18 protein-coding genes are annotated in these 18,994 nt (G+C 47.1%); 9 read left to right on the top strand and 9 right to left on the bottom strand.

Going from position 1 to position 18,994, the window contains the following annotated elements:
• Nucleotides 1-333 precede the first annotated feature (333 nt).
• On the bottom strand, nucleotides 334-1,563 hold the full coding sequence (locus tag F453_RS0106515) for a BaiN/RdsA family NAD(P)/FAD-dependent oxidoreductase (RefSeq protein ID WP_018967296.1): 1,230 nt from the start codon (nucleotides 1,561-1,563) through the stop codon (nucleotides 334-336).
• A 305-nt stretch (nucleotides 1,564-1,868) separates the two neighbouring features.
• Here F453_RS0106515 and F453_RS0106510 point away from each other — a divergent pair, with 305 nt between their 5' ends.
• The 6 genes from F453_RS0106510 (at nucleotide 1,869) to F453_RS0106485 (ending at nucleotide 8,003) form a co-directional block, all read left to right on the top strand.
• Nucleotides 1,869-2,288, top strand: coding sequence for a PaaI family thioesterase (locus F453_RS0106510; protein ID WP_009235867.1), 420 nt, complete (start codon nucleotides 1,869-1,871; stop codon nucleotides 2,286-2,288).
• Nucleotides 2,281-3,366, top strand: a complete 1,086-nt coding sequence (locus F453_RS0106505) for an isochorismate synthase (protein ID WP_026292491.1) — start codon at nucleotides 2,281-2,283, stop codon at nucleotides 3,364-3,366. The genes F453_RS0106510 and F453_RS0106505 overlap by 8 nt, the downstream gene beginning before the upstream one ends.
• A 68-nt stretch (nucleotides 3,367-3,434) precedes the next feature.
• On the top strand, nucleotides 3,435-5,060 hold the full coding sequence (gene menD / locus F453_RS0106500) for a 2-succinyl-5-enolpyruvyl-6-hydroxy-3-cyclohexene-1-carboxylic-acid synthase (protein WP_018967294.1): 1,626 nt from the start codon (nucleotides 3,435-3,437) through the stop codon (nucleotides 5,058-5,060).
• A gap of 78 nt (nucleotides 5,061-5,138) precedes the next feature.
• A complete protein-coding gene (menB, locus tag F453_RS0106495; RefSeq protein WP_009235870.1) occupies nucleotides 5,139-5,963 on the top strand; it encodes a 1,4-dihydroxy-2-naphthoyl-CoA synthase in 825 nt (274 codons plus the stop codon).
• Between the two features lie 7 nt (nucleotides 5,964-5,970).
• Nucleotides 5,971-7,011: an o-succinylbenzoate synthase gene (locus F453_RS0106490; protein ID WP_018967293.1), complete on the top strand. Its 1,041-nt coding sequence runs from the start codon at nucleotides 5,971-5,973 to the stop codon at nucleotides 7,009-7,011.
• Entirely contained in the window at nucleotides 6,990-8,003 is a 1,014-nt protein-coding gene (locus F453_RS0106485) for an AMP-binding protein (RefSeq protein WP_018967292.1), read from the top strand. Before F453_RS0106490 ends, F453_RS0106485 begins: the two co-directional genes overlap by 22 nt.
• 110 nt (nucleotides 8,004-8,113) lie before the next feature.
• Here F453_RS0106485 and F453_RS0106480 read toward each other — a convergent pair whose 3' ends face one another.
• Nucleotides 8,114-8,851 carry a hypothetical protein gene (locus F453_RS0106480; RefSeq protein WP_018967291.1) on the bottom strand — a complete coding sequence of 246 codons (738 nt, stop codon included), beginning with the start codon at nucleotides 8,849-8,851 and terminating at the stop codon, nucleotides 8,114-8,116.
• Between the two features lie 368 nt (nucleotides 8,852-9,219).
• Between F453_RS0106480 and F453_RS0106475 the strand changes: the two genes are divergently transcribed.
• From F453_RS0106475 to F453_RS0106460, 3 genes are all read left to right on the top strand, one after another.
• Entirely contained in the window at nucleotides 9,220-9,816 is a 597-nt protein-coding gene (locus tag F453_RS0106475; RefSeq protein WP_009235874.1) for a hypothetical protein, read from the top strand.
• 95 nt (nucleotides 9,817-9,911) lie between these two features.
• A complete protein-coding gene (locus F453_RS0106470) occupies nucleotides 9,912-10,691 on the top strand; it encodes a tetratricopeptide repeat protein (RefSeq protein ID WP_018967290.1) in 780 nt (259 codons plus the stop codon).
• A gap of 703 nt (nucleotides 10,692-11,394) precedes the next feature.
• Nucleotides 11,395-12,234 carry an aldo/keto reductase gene (locus F453_RS0106460; RefSeq protein ID WP_018967289.1) on the top strand — a complete coding sequence of 280 codons (840 nt, stop codon included), beginning with the start codon at nucleotides 11,395-11,397 and terminating at the stop codon, nucleotides 12,232-12,234.
• 224 nt (nucleotides 12,235-12,458) lie between these two features.
• Here the strand turns inward: F453_RS0106460 and rny are convergent, their stop codons facing one another.
• From rny to bamK, 7 genes are all read right to left on the bottom strand, one after another.
• Nucleotides 12,459-13,994 (bottom strand): ribonuclease Y, encoded by a 1,536-nt coding sequence (rny, locus tag F453_RS0106455; RefSeq protein ID WP_018967288.1) that lies wholly within the window; start codon nucleotides 13,992-13,994, stop codon nucleotides 12,459-12,461.
• 115 nt (nucleotides 13,995-14,109) lie between these two features.
• Nucleotides 14,110-14,427, bottom strand: a complete 318-nt coding sequence (locus F453_RS0106450; protein ID WP_009235880.1) for a cell division protein ZapA — start codon at nucleotides 14,425-14,427, stop codon at nucleotides 14,110-14,112.
• Nucleotides 14,420-14,728, bottom strand: coding sequence for a coiled-coil domain-containing protein (locus F453_RS0106445; RefSeq protein ID WP_009235881.1), 309 nt, complete (start codon nucleotides 14,726-14,728; stop codon nucleotides 14,420-14,422). The genes F453_RS0106450 and F453_RS0106445 overlap by 8 nt, the downstream gene beginning before the upstream one ends.
• A gap of 192 nt (nucleotides 14,729-14,920) precedes the next feature.
• Nucleotides 14,921-15,544: a DUF8491 family protein gene (locus tag F453_RS0106440; RefSeq protein WP_018967287.1), complete on the bottom strand. Its 624-nt coding sequence runs from the start codon at nucleotides 15,542-15,544 to the stop codon at nucleotides 14,921-14,923.
• Nucleotides 15,545-16,008: 464 nt separating this feature from the next.
• Nucleotides 16,009-16,215: a hypothetical protein gene (locus F453_RS16160; protein ID WP_081619133.1), complete on the bottom strand. Its 207-nt coding sequence runs from the start codon at nucleotides 16,213-16,215 to the stop codon at nucleotides 16,009-16,011.
• A gap of 546 nt (nucleotides 16,216-16,761) precedes the next feature.
• Nucleotides 16,762-18,147, bottom strand: coding sequence for a phosphoglucosamine mutase (glmM, locus tag F453_RS0106435; RefSeq protein WP_018967286.1), 1,386 nt, complete (start codon nucleotides 18,145-18,147; stop codon nucleotides 16,762-16,764).
• 15 nt (nucleotides 18,148-18,162) lie between these two features.
• Complete coding sequence (gene bamK / locus F453_RS0106430) at nucleotides 18,163-18,810, bottom strand: BamK family beta-barrel-assembly machinery protein (protein ID WP_018967285.1); 648 nt, start codon at nucleotides 18,808-18,810, stop codon at nucleotides 18,163-18,165.
• Nucleotides 18,811-18,994: the final 184 nt, after the last annotated feature.

The following is an 18,994-nucleotide window of genomic DNA, read 5'->3' as shown; positions in this document are numbered from 1 at the left end:
GGAATGAAAGGTGGCGCTTGGAGGGTGGAAAGGTGAGTTGGTGGCGACGATAGGTTGTGGAATGAACGGCCTAGATAGTGCCAAACTAGCATCAAACGTTATGTGAATTCGGGATAAGATACGATGCGTTTTTGAACAAGATCAGATAAAAAACGAATGGTTGTCTCATCATCTAGCACTACGTGGCAGCTGGCATAACGAATTTCTCTTATCCCAAACTCGCGTAAATCATGATGCTCGCCTACTTGTTAACCCGTTAACAGGTCTACTAACAAGTGCTTTTAAGCCAGCTACTTTTCAACTCGCCTACCGACTATTGTTCTATTCGTTAGCTCAGCTACTCATCGCCTTACCCGCCACATACCCCGTCGTCCATGCAGCTTGCAGGTTAAACCCACCCGTAATAGCATCTACATCGAGCACTTCTCCTGCGAAGAAAAGGTTCTTGCACACCTTACTTTCCATCGTATTAAGGTTTATATTCGTGAGCGAAACACCTCCGCAAGTAACAAATTCCTCGCGAAACGCTCCCTTGCCAGTAACGTTGTACAGGTCGTTGGTGAGCGTTTCCACCAACTTGTTCAAGCCTTTCTTGCCCAATTCGTCCCATCGCTTGTCCGCTCCCAGTCCTGTTTTGTCTAAGATATACAGCCACATTCGCGAGGGCAAACCAAAAGGATGCACGCTCAACAACTGCTTCCGTCGATTGCCTTCAACAATGCCCTGCAAGTGTTCGGCCACCAAAGTGCCGTTAGTTAGCCCAATCCAATTCACTGCAATTTGGAAGCGGTATCCGCAATCGTGCACATATCGCGCACCATAGGATGAGAGTTTGAGTATTGCCGGTCCACTTGTGCCCCAATGTGTGATAAGCAATGGGCCCGACGCCTTATGTTTAGTGCCGACAATAGACACCGTAACATCCTCTACCACCGTACCCATCAAGGCCTTAAAGGCCGCATCGGCAATATTAAAGGTAAAGAGCGAAGGCACTGGCGACATAATATCATGACCTAAACGGGCTAAATATTGCAAGCCTTCGGCACGTGGAGAACCGCCCGTGGTGATAGCCACCCGGTTGAACGTAAGCGACTTTTGCGACTTAAACTCCAACTGCAAGTCGCCGTTAGGCAAAGGTTTCAATCCCTCTAAAGCATGACCAGTGCGCACTTCCACACCCAACCTATGGGCTTCTTTCGTCAAAGCGTCTACCACGCTTTGTGCCGATTGCGACACAGGGAAAACGCATTCGTCTTCCTGCGTAAGCAATTTCACACCACGCTCTTCAAACCATCGCCATGTGTCGTCGTGGTCGAACACGTTAAAAAGTCGCTTCATCATCTTGTCGCCACGTGGATAAGCCTGCTTCAAGTCACCAATCCGTGCAAACGAATTGGTAAGGTTGCAGCGTCCGCCACCCGTTACCAACACCTTGGCCAACACCTTTTGGCCTCGTTCGAAGATGGTTACACGTGCATTGGGGTTGTTCTGCTTGGCTGCGATGGCTGCAAAAAAGCCCGCAGCTCCACCGCCAACCACTGCTATATTCAATCGCTCTGTCATTACATATTCTCGTTTATCGCAAACGAAGATACGAATAAAAAGCCGTTTGCACAAGGCTCGCCCCATAATTAAATTGAGTTTTTAAGGTTCTTATTTCGTGTGTTCGCTGGTTTATAGGTTTGTGAGTTCATCAGATTATGAGTTCATGAGTTTTATCATACACTAACCAACAACTCGCAAACGCAACAACTTTGCATCTCAAAAACTCACAAACCAACAAGCTTACAAACTCAGAATAATCTGCTTTTCATGCCGTTTTTACAGCATTTTTATGTAAGTTTGCACTAGCATAAGAGTTAAGCTTCATGAACATCGAACACATTAAAGAAAAGATAAACAAGCTGCCCAACCTATCTACGGCATTGGGTATGGAATTCATTTCTACGCCCGAACCCGACACATGCATGGCTCGCATGAAGGTAGACGAGCGTAATAGGCAGCCTTTCGGTTTCCTTAGCGGGGGCGCATCACTAGCCTTGGCCGAGAACCTAGCGGGTGTTGGTTCGCTAACGCTATGTCCTGGTAAGATAAGCGTGGGCATCAACGTTAGCGGAAGCCACCTCATCGCTGTTGAAGAGGGCGACACCGTAACCGCTACGGCACGCATAATGCATAAGGGAAGAACGCTACACCAATGGCTGGTGGAGATTAGAAATACAGCGGGCGAGCTGGTTTGCTCGGTGCAAGTAACAAATTATGTGCTTAATGCTCGCAAAGATGACTGACTTTGCGTTGTTTCGCGAACCGCATGCCAAGCATGCCACACGTTACGTTCAAGTGCAAGGAGAGGCACAATGTTTGCCCAACTATGGCGCATTGAACCATGCCGAAGGCTTTGTTTTCGCGCCTTTCGCCATCGACGACGATTGTCCGCTGCTCGTGATTGCTCCTGATAAGGTGGAACAACTCGATGTGGAGACGCACGTTTCGAACATCGCACATAACACATCAATCGACAAACTGACATCAATAAGCGACAACCAACAGCCGGTAAGCCACTCTTACCAAGACAGCTTCCGTCGCTTTCACCAACAGCTAACGCAAGGACAGTTTGCTAAAATCGTACTAAGCCGAGCCGAAGAGGTAGACCTCGCATACGCTCCCAATGCCGAAGAGCTGTTTTGGAGAGCCTGCCAACGCTACCCACGCTTGTTTATCGCGCTGGTTAGCACGCGTCGTGCGGGCACTTGGCTTATGGCCACGCCCGAAGTTCTGGTGCAAAACGACACGCACCGATGGCATACCATGGCCCTTGCAGGCACAATGAGACTTACCCACGAGCAACAGCAATGGCCCGACGAGATGTGGAACAACCCCACCCCACCCTTGGAATGGAGCGCAAAAAACAAGGAAGAACAACGGCTGGTGGCACATTACATCGCCCAATGTCTTACGCATTTGGCCGATAACATCGAAGAAACACCACCTTATACCCAAAGGGCTGGAGGGCTGGTGCACCTTAGAAGCGACTTCGCCTTTACGCTAAAACATGCCTACGGACTGGGTGATCTGGTGCAAATGCTACACCCAACGCCTGCCGTATGTGGACTTCCGAAGGCCGAGGCGTGGCGTTTCATCATTGCCAACGAACCTCATCGCCGACTGTATTATAGTGGTTTTTGCGGTCCTGTTTCGGCCAATCAAGGCACAAAGCTATACGTTTCGCTTCGTTGTATGCAGCTATCGGCCAACAAGGCATGCTTGTATGCTGGCGGTGGGCTGCTTAAAGACAGCACCGAAGAACAAGAATGGGAAGAGACGAGGGCGAAAATGGAAACGATGCTGGGACTAATGTGCCGTTAATAGCACATTGTTTTGACACCCACATCCATACATTTATCAGAAGAAAAAGCGGAAGATAAAATACAAACATGTATTCGAATAAAGAAAACATCAATATTCTCACCTCTTTACTGGTGGCTCACGGTGTAAGGCGAGCTGTGGTTTGCCCAGGTTCGCGCAATGCGCCCATCGTGCACAATCTGGTAAAGTCGGGGTGCATTAGCTGTTATCCCGTCACCGACGAACGTTCGGCGGGCTTCTATGCCTTAGGTATGGCCTTGCTCGATGGTGATGCCGTGGCCGTTTGCGTTACGTCGGGGTCGGCCTTACTCAATCTTCTGCCTGCCGTGGCCGAGGCCTATTACCAGCACGTTCCCCTGATAGTTATCTCTGCCGACCGACCTTTGGCATGGATAGACCAACAAGACGGTCAAACCATTCGCCAACAAAACGCCCTTGCCGACTTTGTGAAGAAGGCCGTAACCTTAAACGAACCTACCGACGAAACGCAGCGCTGGCATTGCAACCGCTTGGCAAACGAGGCACTCATAGCCACCAATCATCATGGCTTGGGGCCCGTTCACATCAACGTTCCTTTATCCGAACCGCTCTTTGGCTACGACGTTCCCGCCCTGCCCAACGAGCGAACGATAAGTCGCCACACGCCCCATAACCTTGTAGAAGCAGACCTTAACGAGCTGATGGCCGACTTCCGAAAGGCCGAAAAGCCTATGATTGTGTTGGGTCAGATGCACCCTAGCTCTGTCGATGCATCGCTCGTGAAGGCCTTGGAAGGACAAGCGGTGGTGGTTTCAGAGGTTTTAAGTCATCTCGGCGGACTGCAAAACGCCGACGAATTGTTAGCTACGTGCACAGATACTGCACCTTACATACCCGATTTCGTACTGTATTTGGGTGGTCATCTCATCGGGAAAAACCTCAAATCGCTATTGCGACAGATGCACAACGCCCCCCAATGGCTGGCAAATGAAAGTGGAGAAGTAGTTGACTCCTTTGTGCACCTCACGGCAATTATTGAAGCCAAACCCAACGAAGTGCTGTCGCTGATGGTGCAGATGATGCAACAAGCCGACGGAAAGCAGCACGAAGATCGCACCAAAGCCTATCGCCAACTATGGCAAACGGCACACAACGCTTATCGCAAACAGCTCAATCAGCTAGCGCCCACGCTAACCGAAGCATACGTTGTACAATGTTTCGAACAACAATTACAACAAGTCGGCCATCCATTTGAGGTGCATTACGCCAACAGCCTTAGCGTTCGCTTAGCCAATAAGTTTGCTCATCACCATGTTTGGTGCAACCGTGGCGTAAATGGCATTGAGGGTTCGCTATCTACTTCGGCAGGTATGTCGCTGGCTACACAAGCTAATGTGTATTGTGTAATTGGCGATTTGAGTTTCTTTTACGACCAAAACGCTATCTGGAACACCCGTCTGCGCGGCAACCTACGCATATTATTGCTGAACAACGGCGGTGGAAAGATATTCCAACACGTTAAAGGCATGCCCGCCGACGACATACGAACCACCTTCGTCTCGGCCGAACACAACACGTCGGCACAAGGCATTTGCCAACAAAATGCTGCGAAGCATCTACTTGCAGACAACGTTGAAGCGTTGCAAACGGGTATCACCGAACTAATCAACTACGATGGAGAACGCCCCTTCGTACTGGAAGTGAACTTAAAATAAAAGGACGGTGCGACAACAATACATCCAATAACGCACCACCAATAGAAATAACCCCTACCCCAAAACAAATATCATTGTATGAAAAGAGAATGGAAACCCATTGAAGCTTTCGACTTCAAAGAGATATTATTCGAGGAATATGAAGGTATCGCCAAGATAACAATTAATCGTCCGCGCTACCGAAACGCCTTCACTCCACGCACCACGTGGGAGATGAGTCAGGCCTTCGCCTACTGTCGCGAAGCACAAAACATCGGTGTAGTGCTGCTCACTGGCGCAGGCGACATGGCTTTTTGCGCAGGTGGCGACATGAACGTGAAGGGCCGTGGCGGATATGTGGGCGAAGACGGAGTGCCTAGACTGAACGTGCTTGACGTGCAAATGCAGATTAGACGACTGCCTAAGCCTGTGGTGGCAATGGTTAACGGCTACGCCATTGGTGGTGGCCACGTGCTGCATCTTGTGTGCGACCTCTCCATTGCCAGTGAAAACGCCATCTTCGGACAAACTGGCCCGAAGGTAGGTTCATTTGATGCGGGCTTCGGAGCATCATATCTGGCGCGTATTGTGGGACAGAAAAAGGCGCGCGAGATTTGGTTTCTCTGTCGTCAATACAACGCCGAAGAGGCTGAACGCATGGGGTTGGTAAACAAGGTGGTGCCACAAGACAAGCTAGAAGATGAATGCGTGGCTTGGGCCGAAACAATGATGCAACACAGTCCGCTGGCATTACGCATGATAAAGGCTGGCCTTAACGCCGAACTAGATGGACAAGCTGGTATTCAAGAACTGGCAGGCGACGCCACCATGCTATACTATTTCCTCGATGAAGCTCAAGAAGGTGGCAAGGCTTTCCTTGAAAAACGGAAACCTGACTTTAAGAAATACCCCAAACTTCCATAGCGTTCGGATGAAGTTCCACATCGATATTGCCCCCCATACGTTGCATTTCAAGCAGCCCGCAGGTACGTCACGTGGTGTTTACCTTACCCGAAAGACGTGGTTCGTTACGCTCTCTTCGCCACAAAAGCCTGGCGTTGTGGGTGTGGGAGAATGTGCTCCGCTACCCAATCTCAGCTGCGACGACCTGCCTAATTACGAAGAACGCCTGAGCCAAGCATGCCAACAATTCTGCGAAACGGGCAATATCAATCACGATGAGCTAAGCCCCTACCCTTCCATACGCTTCGGATTGGAAGCGGCCTTGTGGCAATGGCAACGCAACGGCAGTGCTGCACTCTCGCAAACGGCCTTCGCACGGGGCAAAATGGGTATCCCCATCAATGGTTTGGTGTGGATGGGCACGTTCGAAGAGATGGCTGCACGCATCGAAGAAAAGCTAAACCTAGGCTTTAGGTGCGTGAAACTGAAGATTGGCGCGATAGACTTCGACCGCGAACTGCAATTGCTTAAAGACATACGCGCCACGTTTTCGCCCCACCAAGTAGAACTTCGGGTGGATGCAAATGGGGCTTTTTCTCCTGCCGAAGCATTGTCGAAACTTGAAAAATTGGCTAAACTTGACCTTCATTCTATCGAACAACCCATCGCCAAAGGTCAGTGGCGCGAGATAGCCGAATTGTGTAAGCGGTCGCGTTTACCCATCGCGCTCGACGAAGAACTTATCGGTGTAAATACGTTAGACGCCAAAGAAGAGTTGCTCGACACCATCGCCCCTCAATATTTGGTGCTGAAACCATCGCTTCATGGTGGCATCTATGGCACAAAAGAATGGGTCGCGCTGGCCAAAAGTCGTCAAATGGGTTCGTGGATAACCAGTGCGCTGGAAAGCAACGTTGGCCTTAACGCCATCGCCCACTTAGCGGCCGAAGTCTATGGCCTACAAATCGACATGCCACAAGGGCTCGGCACGGGTCAATTGTTTACCGATAACATTGCCATGCCCTTACAAATAAAAGGAGATTGCCTATGGTTCTTGCCCAATTCTTAGAACTATGGAACAACGATAAGTCACCGCGCATGCTGGTTCACACTAGTGGTTCTACAGGAAAACCTAAGCCACTATGGGTGGAAAAACACCGAATGGAGGCCAGCGCAAGGGCTACTTGCCAATACTTGGGACTGAAAGCGGGCGACACGGCCTTGCTGTGCATGTCGTTAGACTATATTGCGGGGAAGATGATGGTGGTGCGTTCGCTCGTGGCCAACCTAAAACTCATTGTGGTTGAACCCGACGGTCACCCCTTGAAAGACCTTGAAACCGACATCGACTTTGCAGCAATGGTGCCTCTTCAAGTGTACAACAGCCTGCAAGTTCCTGCCGAACGCGAGCGGTTAATGCGCATAAAGCACCTCATTATCGGCGGAAGCGCCATCGACGAAGTCATGGAACAAGAACTGAAAGCTTTCCCCAATGCCGTTTGGAGCACATACGGCATGACCGAAACGCTATCGCACATCGCCCTTCGCAGACTTAATGGGCAAGCGGCCAGCGAATGGTACACGCCTCTACCAGGAGTAGAAGTAAGCCTAAACGATAAAGGCTGTCTGGTGATAAATGCCCCACACGTATGCGAAGAGCGATTGGAAACCAACGATATAGCGACCATTAAGCGCTTGAAAAAAAGCAGTGAAGAAGACGCTTTACAGTGTAGCGATGGGCAAAAGGTGGTTTTCCGCATACTAGGCAGACTAGACAACGTGCTGGTTAGCGGTGGTATTAAAATTCAAATTGAAGAGGTTGAACGCGCCCTTCATCCGCATTTGTCAATGCCTTATCGCATAGTGAAATGTAAGGACGAGAAGTTTGGCGAGGTGGTTGGCCTGCAATTCGTACCCATTTCGACTGAAAACGTAGAAGAAGAAATGGCCGTTGTGAGGCAAATATGCCAAAAGGAATTGCCCAAATACTGGCAACCCAAAGCCTATTTTCCTGTGAAAGAAATAGAACGAACTGCAACAGGAAAAATAAAAAGGGGATGAAAGGCCTGCTAGCCTCCATCCCTTTTATTATGTCGCTAATGCATTTAGCCTAGTTCCAAAACCCACCTAAGCAGAGTTGTAACGCTGCATAGAGTTTTCAGAACCAACCTTTAACGCCCTATATCGTTAAATGTGTCGTAATATCCACGTGGCATATTCGGTCCCCAAACCTGTTCAACCGAGACCTGCACACTGAAAGAGGGGTTGAAGTTATACTTAACGGCTGCGCCAACCCTATCGCCCAACGCCTGCATATCATAAAGCGGATAGGGCATCAGTCGGTTGTTAACCAAGCTCTTTTGTCCATATAGGTAAGCTTCCCAATGCTCGTTGAAGCGATAACCCATAATGGCTTGCAAACCTGCATTGCGATAATTGTCGCGTCCCCAAAACACATTGTTAAAATAACCACCAACTGCCACCGTGAACTTTTTGCCCAATGGCTGGGCGTACATGGCCGAAATGTTCTGCATAAAGCCCGCACCATGCCGTGCATGCTTACCAAACTGTGCGAAAACAGATGCACCAAGGCTTAGGTTTAATCCTGGATGCAAGTCCCATCGATGACAACCTGCCCAAATCCAAGGCCGATAACCCAACGGCTCTATTTGTCCACCAAGCGTTAAAGGAGGCAAAACCATCGGCACATCAACGGTTGGTTCGGCAACCACAACGGGCGTAACCATCTCACGCAGCGTATCAACGACGATGCTGTCGGCCAACTTCGGCTGCACCGCAACATTTTTTTCGGATGCGCGCTGCACGTTTTGCTTCCGCTCCTTTTGGGCGAAAACCGTACCTGTGATGGTACAACATATTATCGTTATTAGCAATTGTTTCTTCATCATGCAACAAAGATAAACGATAAATGTCAAAAAACAAAACATTAAACGTTTTTTAAGTTGGGCACTAAGCATTATGTTCGCAGGATTATAAGGCACTGGCCGAGCATTTTTAATCTACTTCTTGAAGGTATATCACTAAACGATGCACCGCAGAAATCAAGCAAAAGATGACAGATAGAACTCAAAAACCAGTGAAAAGTAAACCGATAAAGTAGTATTGAAGCATACCAAAGTTTCTTCAAGACAAGCCGCAAAACGATGCGTTTCCTTAGCGCCATTTGCTCCATTTGCTATCTGTTTTTAAATTATTTACCACTTAATGTTTTGCAAAATAGCCTATTTGCCTTATTTTTGCACAGACTAAAAGAAGAATGAAGATGAAGAAAACGTTAATATGCGCACTCTTGGCGATGTTCTTTTCCGCATCACAAGCATGGGCGCAAACCAATAGAGACGATCAAGACGAAAGCTTGGCCGGAAAGGTTTCTACCATTGTTAGAAAGGCGAAAAGCTCTATGCAACGCGCAGGAAGACGATTGGAGAAGGTTATTGGCATAAACGAGAAAGGGCGAGAGGGTGATGAAGTGAAAATAAACGGCACTTACTACATGCCCATTTACTCGCTCAACATCTACAACGGCCAAGATGCCGAGAAGTTTAGAAAGACCTGCGAGAAGATGTACGCTAAGAAATACCCAAGGACGAGCATTCTCAGCGTTACCATTCCGCAAGAGGGATGGGTGAGCGAAACGGTTAAAGATGGCTCAAAAGTTATCGGCTACCTGCAATATATGTATTGCTACGTGTTGGCCAAAGATGGCGACGACGGCTATATCAACGCTCGCTTTAGCTTTCAACGCTATAAGGATGTGGGCAAAGATTATGGTTCGGTTAACGGACGGTGGCCGAGATGGGATCGCACCGACGTGCTTACGCGTTCCGTTTACGATGAACTGAAAAACTATTAAGGTAGGATTTAACGGGGCGAATGCACCTAAATTCGCCCCACCAACCTATCTAAAACATATCATGCACTTACTAAATACTAAACGAAAACAAAGCCATGAATATTCTAAAAGCCTTGTTCGGTGGGAAAACCGAAGACCCAGAAGAGAGAAAACAAGATGAAGAAGCCAAGAACTTCGACATCCTTAAATTCGATGGAGTGAAGGCCTTGCACCTGGGGGAGGCCAATCACGCAATCAATTGCTTTACTCAGGCACTAAACTACAAAGACGATTTGGAAACGCGCGACTATCTTTCGCAAGCTTTCCTAATGGCCAACGAACCACTAAAAGCCTACGAACAACTACAAAAGTTGGCCGAAGCACAACCCGACAACCCTAAGATTTTCATGCGTATGGCCGATGTGGCCTATCGTATGGACGACTATGGCGCGATGGCCGATGCCTGTGAGAAGGCCTTGCTTATTGATGAGGCCAGTCCGACGGTGCATTATCTCTACGCACGAGCTTGCATCGGACAGGGTGATAACGTTAATGCCGTGGCCATGCTAACCAAAGCCATACTCACAACACCCGACTATCTGGACGCTTACCTATTGCGAGGCGAAACGCTCTTGGCCATGGATAGCTTGGAAGAAGCAGAAGAAGATGCCAACTTCCTTGTTGAACATGTTGCTGGAAACGAAGATGCCTTGCTGCTGAAAGCGCGTGTAGAGAAAGCCAAAGGCTATAATGCGGCAGCCCAAGAGTTCTACGACAAGGTGATAGAAGCCAATCCTTTCCACGCCGATGCGTTTAAAGAAAGGGCTGAAGTACGAGAAGCACTGGGCGATTTACAGGGTGCAGAAGAAGACCGAAACGTGAGTTTTAACACCTAAACCCCATCTTTGCGTCATCGAGGCATATATGTATAATCGGGAAGTTTCACATCAAGAAGCTTCCCGATTACTTTTTTGGTATGCCCGACAAGCCCTAACTTCCATCATAACACGAGGAGAATAACATCCAACAAACAAATTTTCAATCGCACGTGCACCCCTAATTGTCTACACCAATATCATTAAGGCTAAGTTCTAAAAGCTACCTATAGCAGGTTATTAGGCTTCATCTGAACAGATATTGTTTATTAAATATACACCCTATACATAAACATAACTCCCTTTAAACTCGTCAACCGAATCGTACAAGGGCTTTTGTAGTGCGGCTACAAACAAATTGTAATCACACTACCGCTTATCCGTAGTGGCGCTACAACCCACTTGTAGTCACACTACAGCTCATTTGTAGCCGCTCTACCTGATGTAGGGTACGCATTGCATTGAATTTAAGCATAGAACCAAAGCATGCTAAACACATTGCTAGTGATATATTTATGCAATCTATGTGGTATTAGAATAACAAAGGAAGAGCATAAAGATTGGGGCGACGATTATCCCAAACTCGCGTACCATATATATAAGGAGTACTTCATACAATAGGTTGTGCACAAAGAGTTAAACTCTTTTAGGAGTTTATAAAAGAACAATGTGGTTCGAATAGCGTAACTTTGTAAACAGAGAACCAAAGAAAGGAAAATCGGAAATGAAAGAAGTGACATTAAACAATGGTGTAAAAATGCCCCAATTGGGTTATGGAGTGTATCAGGTTGAACCTGCCGAAGCCAAGCGATGCGTTAGCGATGCCTTGGCCGTTGGATACAGAATGGTTGACACGGCACAAGCATACGCCAACGAAGAGGGTGTAGGGCAGGCTGTGAAAGAAAGTGGAATACCACGCAGCGAGGTATTCATCGTGAGCAAAATATGGATTAGCAACTTTGGCTACGAACGTGCCAAGCAGAGCATTGACGATAGTTTGAAAAGTTTGCAGACTGAATATATCGACCTCATGCTGCTACATCAACCTTTCTGTGACTATTACGGGGCTTATCGCGCCTTAGAAGAGGCATACCGCGAGGGCAAACTTAGGGCCATAGGTGTTAGCAACTTCCAACCAAATCACTTTATAGACTTGGCCAGTAACGTTGAGATTGTTCCCGCAGTGAACCAAGTAGAGACTCACGTGTTTTGTCAACAGCGTCGCGCCCAGCAGTATATGAACGAGTTTGGAACGCTTACCATGTCGTGGGGACCGCTTGCTGAAGGGCGAAATGGTTTCTTCACCAATGCCGAACTCATTGCCATTGGACAGAATCACAACAAATCTGCTGCACAAGTGGCATTGAGATACCTCACCCAACGCGACGTTATCATCATACCTAAATCGGTAAATCGCGACAGGATGGAACAAAACTTCAACATCTACGACTTTGAACTTACGTCCGAAGAGATGGTTCGCATCGAGGCATTAGACCTTGGCAAGAGTCTATTCTTCGACCATAACGACCCCGAAACGGTGAAGATGTTCATGGGATGGAGATAAGGTTTTAAAGACGAGAACTGCTTTTAATGTCGACATTTCGCTGCTTAACCAAGGACATTTGGGTAAAGACATCAGAACCAATGTCAGTCAGCTAAAGTGCATTTTACCAATGCCCAACATATCGCCAGCATGATAACTGAAGCGCGGAAAATAAAATAAGGTGTGCCACAAGGCACACCTTATTATATATATGGGCTTAACAAGCCACCCGTGTTGGGCAAAAATTACTTGGCAAATGCCACTGAACGCGTTTCGCGAATAACGGTAATCTTCACCTGTCCGGGGTAAGTCATCTCGTTTTGAATCTTCGTTGCGATCTCGCCACTTAGCTTCTCGCTCTCGGCATCGTCCATCTTATCGGCACCAACGATAACGCGCAACTCTCTACCTGCCTGTATGGCATAGGTCTTGGTTACACCAGGATAGCTCATGGCGATGGCTTCCAAATCGTTCAAACGCTTGATGTAAGCTTCTACAATCTCACGACGTGCACCCGGACGAGCACCCGAAATAGCATCGCACACTTGCACAATGGGTGCCAACAAGGTGTTCATTTCAATTTCATCGTGGTGTGCACCGATGGCATTACAGATGTCGGGCTTCTCCTTATACTTCTCTGCAATCTTCGCGCCATATAGAGCATGGGGCAATTCACTTTCTTCATCGGGCACCTTACCAATGTCGTGCAACAGACCGGCACGTTTCGCTTTCTTGGGATTTAGTCCCAATTCAGACGCCATAACGGCACAAAGGTTAGCCGTTTCGCGTGCATGCTGCAACAAGTTTTGTCCGTAAGAAGAGCGGTATTTCATTTTACCGACAATACGAATGAGCTCTGGATGCAAGCCATGAATACCCAAGTCGATAGCCGTGCGCTTACCCGTCTCGATGATTTCGTTCTCCAACTGCTTCTTCACCTTTGCCACTACTTCTTCTATTCGGGCAGGGTGAATACGGCCATCGGCAACAAGTTGGTGAAGGGCAAGACGGCAAACCTCGCGACGAACGGGATCGAAAGCCGAGATAACGATGGCCTCGGGCGTGTCATCTACAACGATTTCAACCCCCGTAGCAGCCTCCAAGGCGCGGATATTACGGCCTTCACGACCAATGATACGACCTTTTACCTCGTCGTTGTCGATGTGGAAAACACTCACCGAGTTTTCTATTGCGGTCTCGGTAGCCACACGTTGGATGGTTTGTATTACAATCTTCTTGGCCTGTTGGTTTGCGTTGAGCTTCGCCTCGTCAATTATCTCATTGATGTAGCTAGCTGCATCAGTCTTGGCTTCGTCTTTCAAACTCTCGATGAGTCGTTCTTTAGCCTCTTCAGCACTTAGTCCCGACAGCTCTTCGAGCTTCATACGCTCCTGACTTTGCATCTTTTCGAGTTCCTCCTGCTTAATGTTCAGCAGTTTTTTCTCGTTATCTACGCGCTGTTGGCTTTGTTCCACCTCCTGTTTACGGCGTGCCAACTCGTCTTGACGTTGGTTAAGCGAAATCTCGCGTTGTTTAAGCTTATTCTCGTTTTGCTGAATACGTTGGTTGCGAATTTGTACTTCTTTCTCCAACTCGCTCTTCTTATTGAGAAATTTCTCTTTTACTTCAAGCAATTTTTTCTCTTTCAGCACTTCCGCCTCCTTGTTAGCGTTTTCTAGCATCTCGTTATACTGTCCTTTAATGACATATCTAAAAAGGAGATAGCCAACAAAGCACCCTACAACAAGTGCCACGGCGGCAGCGATTATCGTTTCTATCATACAGAGTTATATTGATTATGTAATGTTTTTGTTCTGTTTCCTTTTGGTGATTCTGGGGGCGAACACCTTGGCTAAAAGAGCCAAAAGGCAAGAAAACTCGGAAAAGGGAAACAGCTTAAACAGATGTTGGCTCAATGCCCAAAGCATCTTCTATCTCGGTGGCAAGCTCTTTCAGCGTGCCCATCAACGGTTCCACGTCGTTGCGTGCATCAGCGTTGAAGTAACGCATGGCAATGTCTATGAGCACCATATAGAGAATATCGATATCGCTTTTTTGCCCCGCATACTTCGAAGAATAGAAGTTCACGAGGTCGGTAATAAGCTTCGCGCTTTTACGATATTTTTCTTCGTCTTCGCGTGTGCAGTTAACAGGCAGCGTCCTGTTATAGACATTGAGCGTTATCTTAAAGATATCTTTGTTATTTTCAGCCATTATCAATGCTATTTTCGCTTAGGAGCGTTATACACTTGTTTACGTCCCTAATGAGTTTAGAGAGCCTTTTCTGAGCCGACTCCATGTCGCCGTCGGTGATTTCGACCATTTTTGCCATCTTCAAGCTATCGTAGCTTTTGCAAACAGATTGCAAACTGTCGTCCAATTCCTTTATTCGGGCATCGCGCTCGTCAACCATCGTCTGGAGCTCAGCATTCTTTTTCTCCAATTCTTTGTATTGGAGAAGCAGCTGGCGCAGGCGTGTGCTAAACAGCGACAATGTGAATTCGTTTGCATCCATAAAAACACCAATTTGACTACAAATTTAACTTATTTATTTGGATACCGCAAATTTTCAACCCGTTACATCTTGTAAAAAATGTAATTAGACTGTATCGGCAGGGCATTATGAGCGAAAACAACGCCCAAATTTCCCGCCATGCGGGTGCGACAAACAAAAGAACGGCAGCAAAAAAATGTTCTTTCCTCGTTCCTACTTGGCCTTTTCGTCGGGCCGTGGCTCTTTCTTGGCCAGCATCACCACTTGGAATACAAAGTCGGTTACCCATTTTTGGCTAAATCCCAACCTTTTATTGTATTGCCTGATGGAAGCGACTGTCTTCAACACGCCCGCATCAGAGAAGTCGTTCTTGTTGAAAATGTCGTTGATGGTGCGTTGTGTCATCGTGTAAATGGCCTTCTTGAAGAACGAGGGAAGGCGCAATTTAAACTTCATAAGATTGCCCATGAGCATCATGAGGTCTTGTGTGAAGTTTTGGAATTGTATCAGATACACCTGAACATCTTGCAACTTATGGCAATTTTTCCTGATGCTGGCATCTATTTCCTTAAAGAAATCGTCGTCTGTTTTATACAGCTCTTTCAGCATTTTGCGGCAATGCGACTTCTCTCCAAGGCCCAACTTATTGTTTTGTGTTGGTATGCGCAGCGTTGTTTTGTACGTCCGTAAGTCGGGAAGCATGGCCAAATTGGTTATACCCAAATTGGCTGCGAGGGTTGCTTGGAAGTAAACCCGCACGAGTGTCATGTAGTCTTCCATGCCGCCCGTTTTCGAGTTGTCGGCTTGTTTTTTGAATATTGAGGAAAATAATCCCATAATTTTTTATTTCGAATAATGTAAATAGAAGTGTCGCGCCCTACCCCCATCCCATGCCTTAGCCACAAGGCGAATGCCACGAGCAGAGCGAATACTAGCTGCAAAAGTACGAAAAAAAAGGGGAAAACGCAATTTATGACCTTAATTTCAAGCGATTAGATGACAGTTTTTGGACATTAAAAACAAGCCATTGGTAACAAAACGTACAAAAAAGCCATTGTTTACACGAATTTAAGGAGGAATAAACAGTGACCCATTTACAAAAGATACGCGAGTTCGGGATAAAAGATGTTCTCTATGTCAACCCTCGCGTAGCGCTAGTTGGTGAATTCTATATTCGTTTTTTATCTAGTTTTGCTCAAGAATGCATCATATCTTATCCCGAATTCACGTAACGTTTGATACTAGCCTGGCACTATCTAGGCGGTTCGTTCCACAACCAATCACCATCGCCAATTCACCATTTATATCTCTGAACGCCATTTCTCATTCCCCACCCGATAAGCTCTTGTAGTGAGCTTTTTAAGTTCCCGCCTTGTTATAGCTAAGATGGACTCCTGTTCCAGATTAGTTGGAACGTGATTCCAGCTAAACTGGAACAGCGTTCCGGATGACATGGAACAGCCGTCCAAAACATATTTAGCACGGCGATTAATGTAATCATGCATCATCAGGGCTTAGAAAGCGCATTTTCAGAGCTATGAAAATGCAAAAGATGGAATGGTGAATTGGTGAGGTTGGGATAAGAAACCATACCCTCTGAACAAGAATGGACAGGTAAAGGGATGGCTATCTCAGCAACTTGTGCTACGTGGCAGTTGGCATAATGAGTTGGCCTTATCCCGAACTCGCGTATAAGATGAGTAACCAACTAATGAGATAAACCGCCATTCTGCATGTATTACGAGGCCCTCGATACAACAAAATGCTAGCCCATTAGGAGCAATAAAACGCCGTTTTCACTCCTCCCGTATTGTTACAGTTATGGTATAACCATGTTACAGATAACATGTAACAGCAATACCACATAAGTGGTGCTGAACCGGAGATGTGAAAACGGCGTTTTAAGTGTTATTATCCGCATTGCAAACGAGAAACGACAAGCGTGCAATGTTTGGGTGTAGGCGAATTGATCATAACGGGTTTCGCTGCCATTAACTGATACCGTGCTTCGTAACAACGAGGAATACGGCATGCCAAAGTAGCGTAGCTAGCCGTTACTTACTCATATCGTACACCACCTGCATCAGCTCCTTACCGATGGCATCAGCCTCTTCCATCGTCGCAGCTTCGCTATAAACGCGGATGATTGGTTCGGTATTGCTTTTGCGCAAGTGCACCCATTTGTCGGCAAAGTCTATCTTTACGCCATCGATATCGTTCACCTGCTCGTCTTTATACAATTCTTTTACGCGTTCCAAAATAGCGTCTACATCGGTAGAAGCCGTAAGGTCGATACGATTTTTAGCGATAAAATAGTTGGGATAGGTGGCACGCAACTCACTCACCTTGCAACCCTTGTGGGCTAAATTGCTAAGGAAGAGAGCGATACCCACCAACGCATCGCGACCGTAATGGCTTTCGGGATAGATTACTCCACCATTTCCTTCGCCACCGATAACGGCATTAACGGCTTTCATTTGCGTGGTTACATTCACCTCGCCAACAGCAGCTGCCGTGTATTGACCACCATGTTTGAGCGTAACGTCGCGTAGGGCGCGAGTTGAGCTGAGGTTAGACACCGTGTTGCCTGGCGTTTTCGACAATACATAGTCGGCCACACTAACAAGCGTGTACTCTTCACCAAACATCTTTCCATCCTCACAAATAAACACCAAACGGTCTACATCGGGGTCTACAACGATACCCATGTCGTAGCGTCCGTTCTTCACCTCGGTCATAATCTCCGTGAGATTTTTCTCCAAAGGTTCAGGATTGTGAGCAAAATCGCCCGTCGGTTGACCGTTGAGCATGGTGTACTGCACACCCAATTGGTTAAGCAGCTTAGGCAGGATAACGCCTCCTACACTGTTCACCGCATCTACAACAACCTTAAATCCTGCTTTACGAATGGCATCGGCATCAACCAATTTAAGCGCCAACACACTGTCGATGTGGCGTTGATCGAAGCTGTCGTCCTCGGTGTAATGGCCCAGGTGGTCTACATCTGCGTAAGTAAAGTCGGCCTTTTCGGCTATTTTCAAAAGTTCTTCACCATCGGCAGCCGTTAGGAACTCACCTCTATTGTTAAGCAATTTCAAGGCATTCCACTGGCGCGGATTATGACTGGCCGTGATGATAATTCCTCCATCGGCCCCTGCCATGGTAACAGCCAACTCGGTGGTAGGCGTAGTAGCAAGTCCGATGTTTAGGACATCGAAGCCCATACCCATGAGCGTACCACACACCACGTTCTTAACCATCTCGCCTGAAATGCGTGCATCACGACCCACAACAAGCTTGTTGCTGCCAGCAGGCATACTTTGGCGAATGAAAGTGGCGTAAGCCGAGGTAAACTTAACGATGTCTAGCGGGTTAAGTGTGTCTCCAACTGCTCCGCCGATAGTACCGCGGATGCCGGAAATTGATTTTATAAGTGTCATAACCGAATATGAATTTTATTTTGCCTTGCTCAATTCAAGCTCATAAAAATAAGGTGTCACACTTTTAATTGCCGCCCCATGACCTCGGTCGTGGGGTACAATCAGACGAACACGAGCACCTGCATCTTTTGAAGAAGAAAGTCTATCGAGCAAGATATAGGTAAAAGGCGTGAGCCATCCCGAGGGAACTGATGTTCCGTTAGTGCGTTGACGCGCCCTATACATCAGTCCGTTATTGCCATTAAAGCTTGCAGTGAATGTGCCAGAAGTATTTGTTACGCCCATCTTATCAACCCAAGCTACAAAGCGGGGATGAAAGCTGGAAAGCTCAATGCTATCTGTCAACAAGTTTCTTTCACTGAAACGACATAAAATATCCATGGTCTTTCCTTGCTCAATCTTGCTTCCTGAACCTTTACGTACAATTTGCATGTACACGCCCGAACTCTCGAAGAGCACATATTCATTACTAGCTGTGTCGGTTTTAAAGTCGTTTGCTTTAAAATCGCTTTCGCTAATAACCTTGATTTTTTGCTTCGTGATGTAATTGTTAATGGCATTTCGTTCTGTTTCCACTTGGTCTGCATAAGTTTCGTACTTGCTGCACGATTGCCACAAGAGAGCCCCAGCCAAGAGGAAAAGGGAAAAGAGCAATTTTTTCATTCGTCGTTTAAGTTTTATATAGTGAGATTGCAAACTGCCGTTACAGCCACTCGCTCCCTCAAGAACATTGGGCCGAACTTCGTTCACAATGCTGCAAAGATAATAAAAATATTACGTTTTGCGGATGTGCAGCCTCGTATTTTTGGTTTTTTACACATCTGCCAGTACCGCAAAACACCTCTTT

The organism is Hoylesella loescheii DSM 19665 = JCM 12249 = ATCC 15930 (assembly GCF_000378085.1).
In the GTDB taxonomy this organism is placed as follows: Bacteria; Bacteroidota; Bacteroidia; order Bacteroidales; family Bacteroidaceae; genus Prevotella; species Prevotella loescheii.
The sequence above is the reverse complement of the archived record's forward strand: the minus strand, read 5'-3'. Positions and strand labels throughout refer to the sequence as shown.

Coding starts and splice junctions, on each gene's coding strand:
- F453_RS0106510 (WP_009235867.1), top strand. CDS start 1,869: ATGAACATCGAACACATTAAAGAAAAGATAAACAAGCTGCCCAACCTA.
- F453_RS0106475 (WP_009235874.1), top strand. CDS start 9,220: ATGAAGATGAAGAAAACGTTAATATGCGCACTCTTGGCGATGTTCTTT.
- menD (WP_018967294.1), top strand. CDS start 3,435: ATGTATTCGAATAAAGAAAACATCAATATTCTCACCTCTTTACTGGTG.
- F453_RS0106470 (WP_018967290.1), top strand. CDS start 9,912: ATGAATATTCTAAAAGCCTTGTTCGGTGGGAAAACCGAAGACCCAGAA.
- F453_RS0106460 (WP_018967289.1), top strand. CDS start 11,395: ATGAAAGAAGTGACATTAAACAATGGTGTAAAAATGCCCCAATTGGGT.
- F453_RS0106445 (WP_009235881.1), bottom strand. CDS start 14,728: ATGGATGCAAACGAATTCACATTGTCGCTGTTTAGCACACGCCTGCGC.
- F453_RS0106480 (WP_018967291.1), bottom strand. CDS start 8,851: ATGATGAAGAAACAATTGCTAATAACGATAATATGTTGTACCATCACA.
- menB (WP_009235870.1), top strand. CDS start 5,139: ATGAAAAGAGAATGGAAACCCATTGAAGCTTTCGACTTCAAAGAGATA.
- F453_RS0106485 (WP_018967292.1), top strand. CDS start 6,990: ATGGTTCTTGCCCAATTCTTAGAACTATGGAACAACGATAAGTCACCG.
- F453_RS0106515 (WP_018967296.1), bottom strand. CDS start 1,563: ATGACAGAGCGATTGAATATAGCAGTGGTTGGCGGTGGAGCTGCGGGC.
- F453_RS0106440 (WP_018967287.1), bottom strand. CDS start 15,544: ATGGGATTATTTTCCTCAATATTCAAAAAACAAGCCGACAACTCGAAA.
- bamK (WP_018967285.1), bottom strand. CDS start 18,810: ATGAAAAAATTGCTCTTTTCCCTTTTCCTCTTGGCTGGGGCTCTCTTG.
- F453_RS0106490 (WP_018967293.1), top strand. CDS start 5,971: ATGAAGTTCCACATCGATATTGCCCCCCATACGTTGCATTTCAAGCAG.
- F453_RS0106505 (WP_026292491.1), top strand. CDS start 2,281: ATGACTGACTTTGCGTTGTTTCGCGAACCGCATGCCAAGCATGCCACA.
- rny (WP_018967288.1), bottom strand. CDS start 13,994: ATGATAGAAACGATAATCGCTGCCGCCGTGGCACTTGTTGTAGGGTGC.
- F453_RS0106450 (WP_009235880.1), bottom strand. CDS start 14,427: ATGGCTGAAAATAACAAAGATATCTTTAAGATAACGCTCAATGTCTAT.
- F453_RS16160 (WP_081619133.1), bottom strand. CDS start 16,215: ATGATGCATGATTACATTAATCGCCGTGCTAAATATGTTTTGGACGGC.
- glmM (WP_018967286.1), bottom strand. CDS start 18,147: ATGACACTTATAAAATCAATTTCCGGCATCCGCGGTACTATCGGCGGA.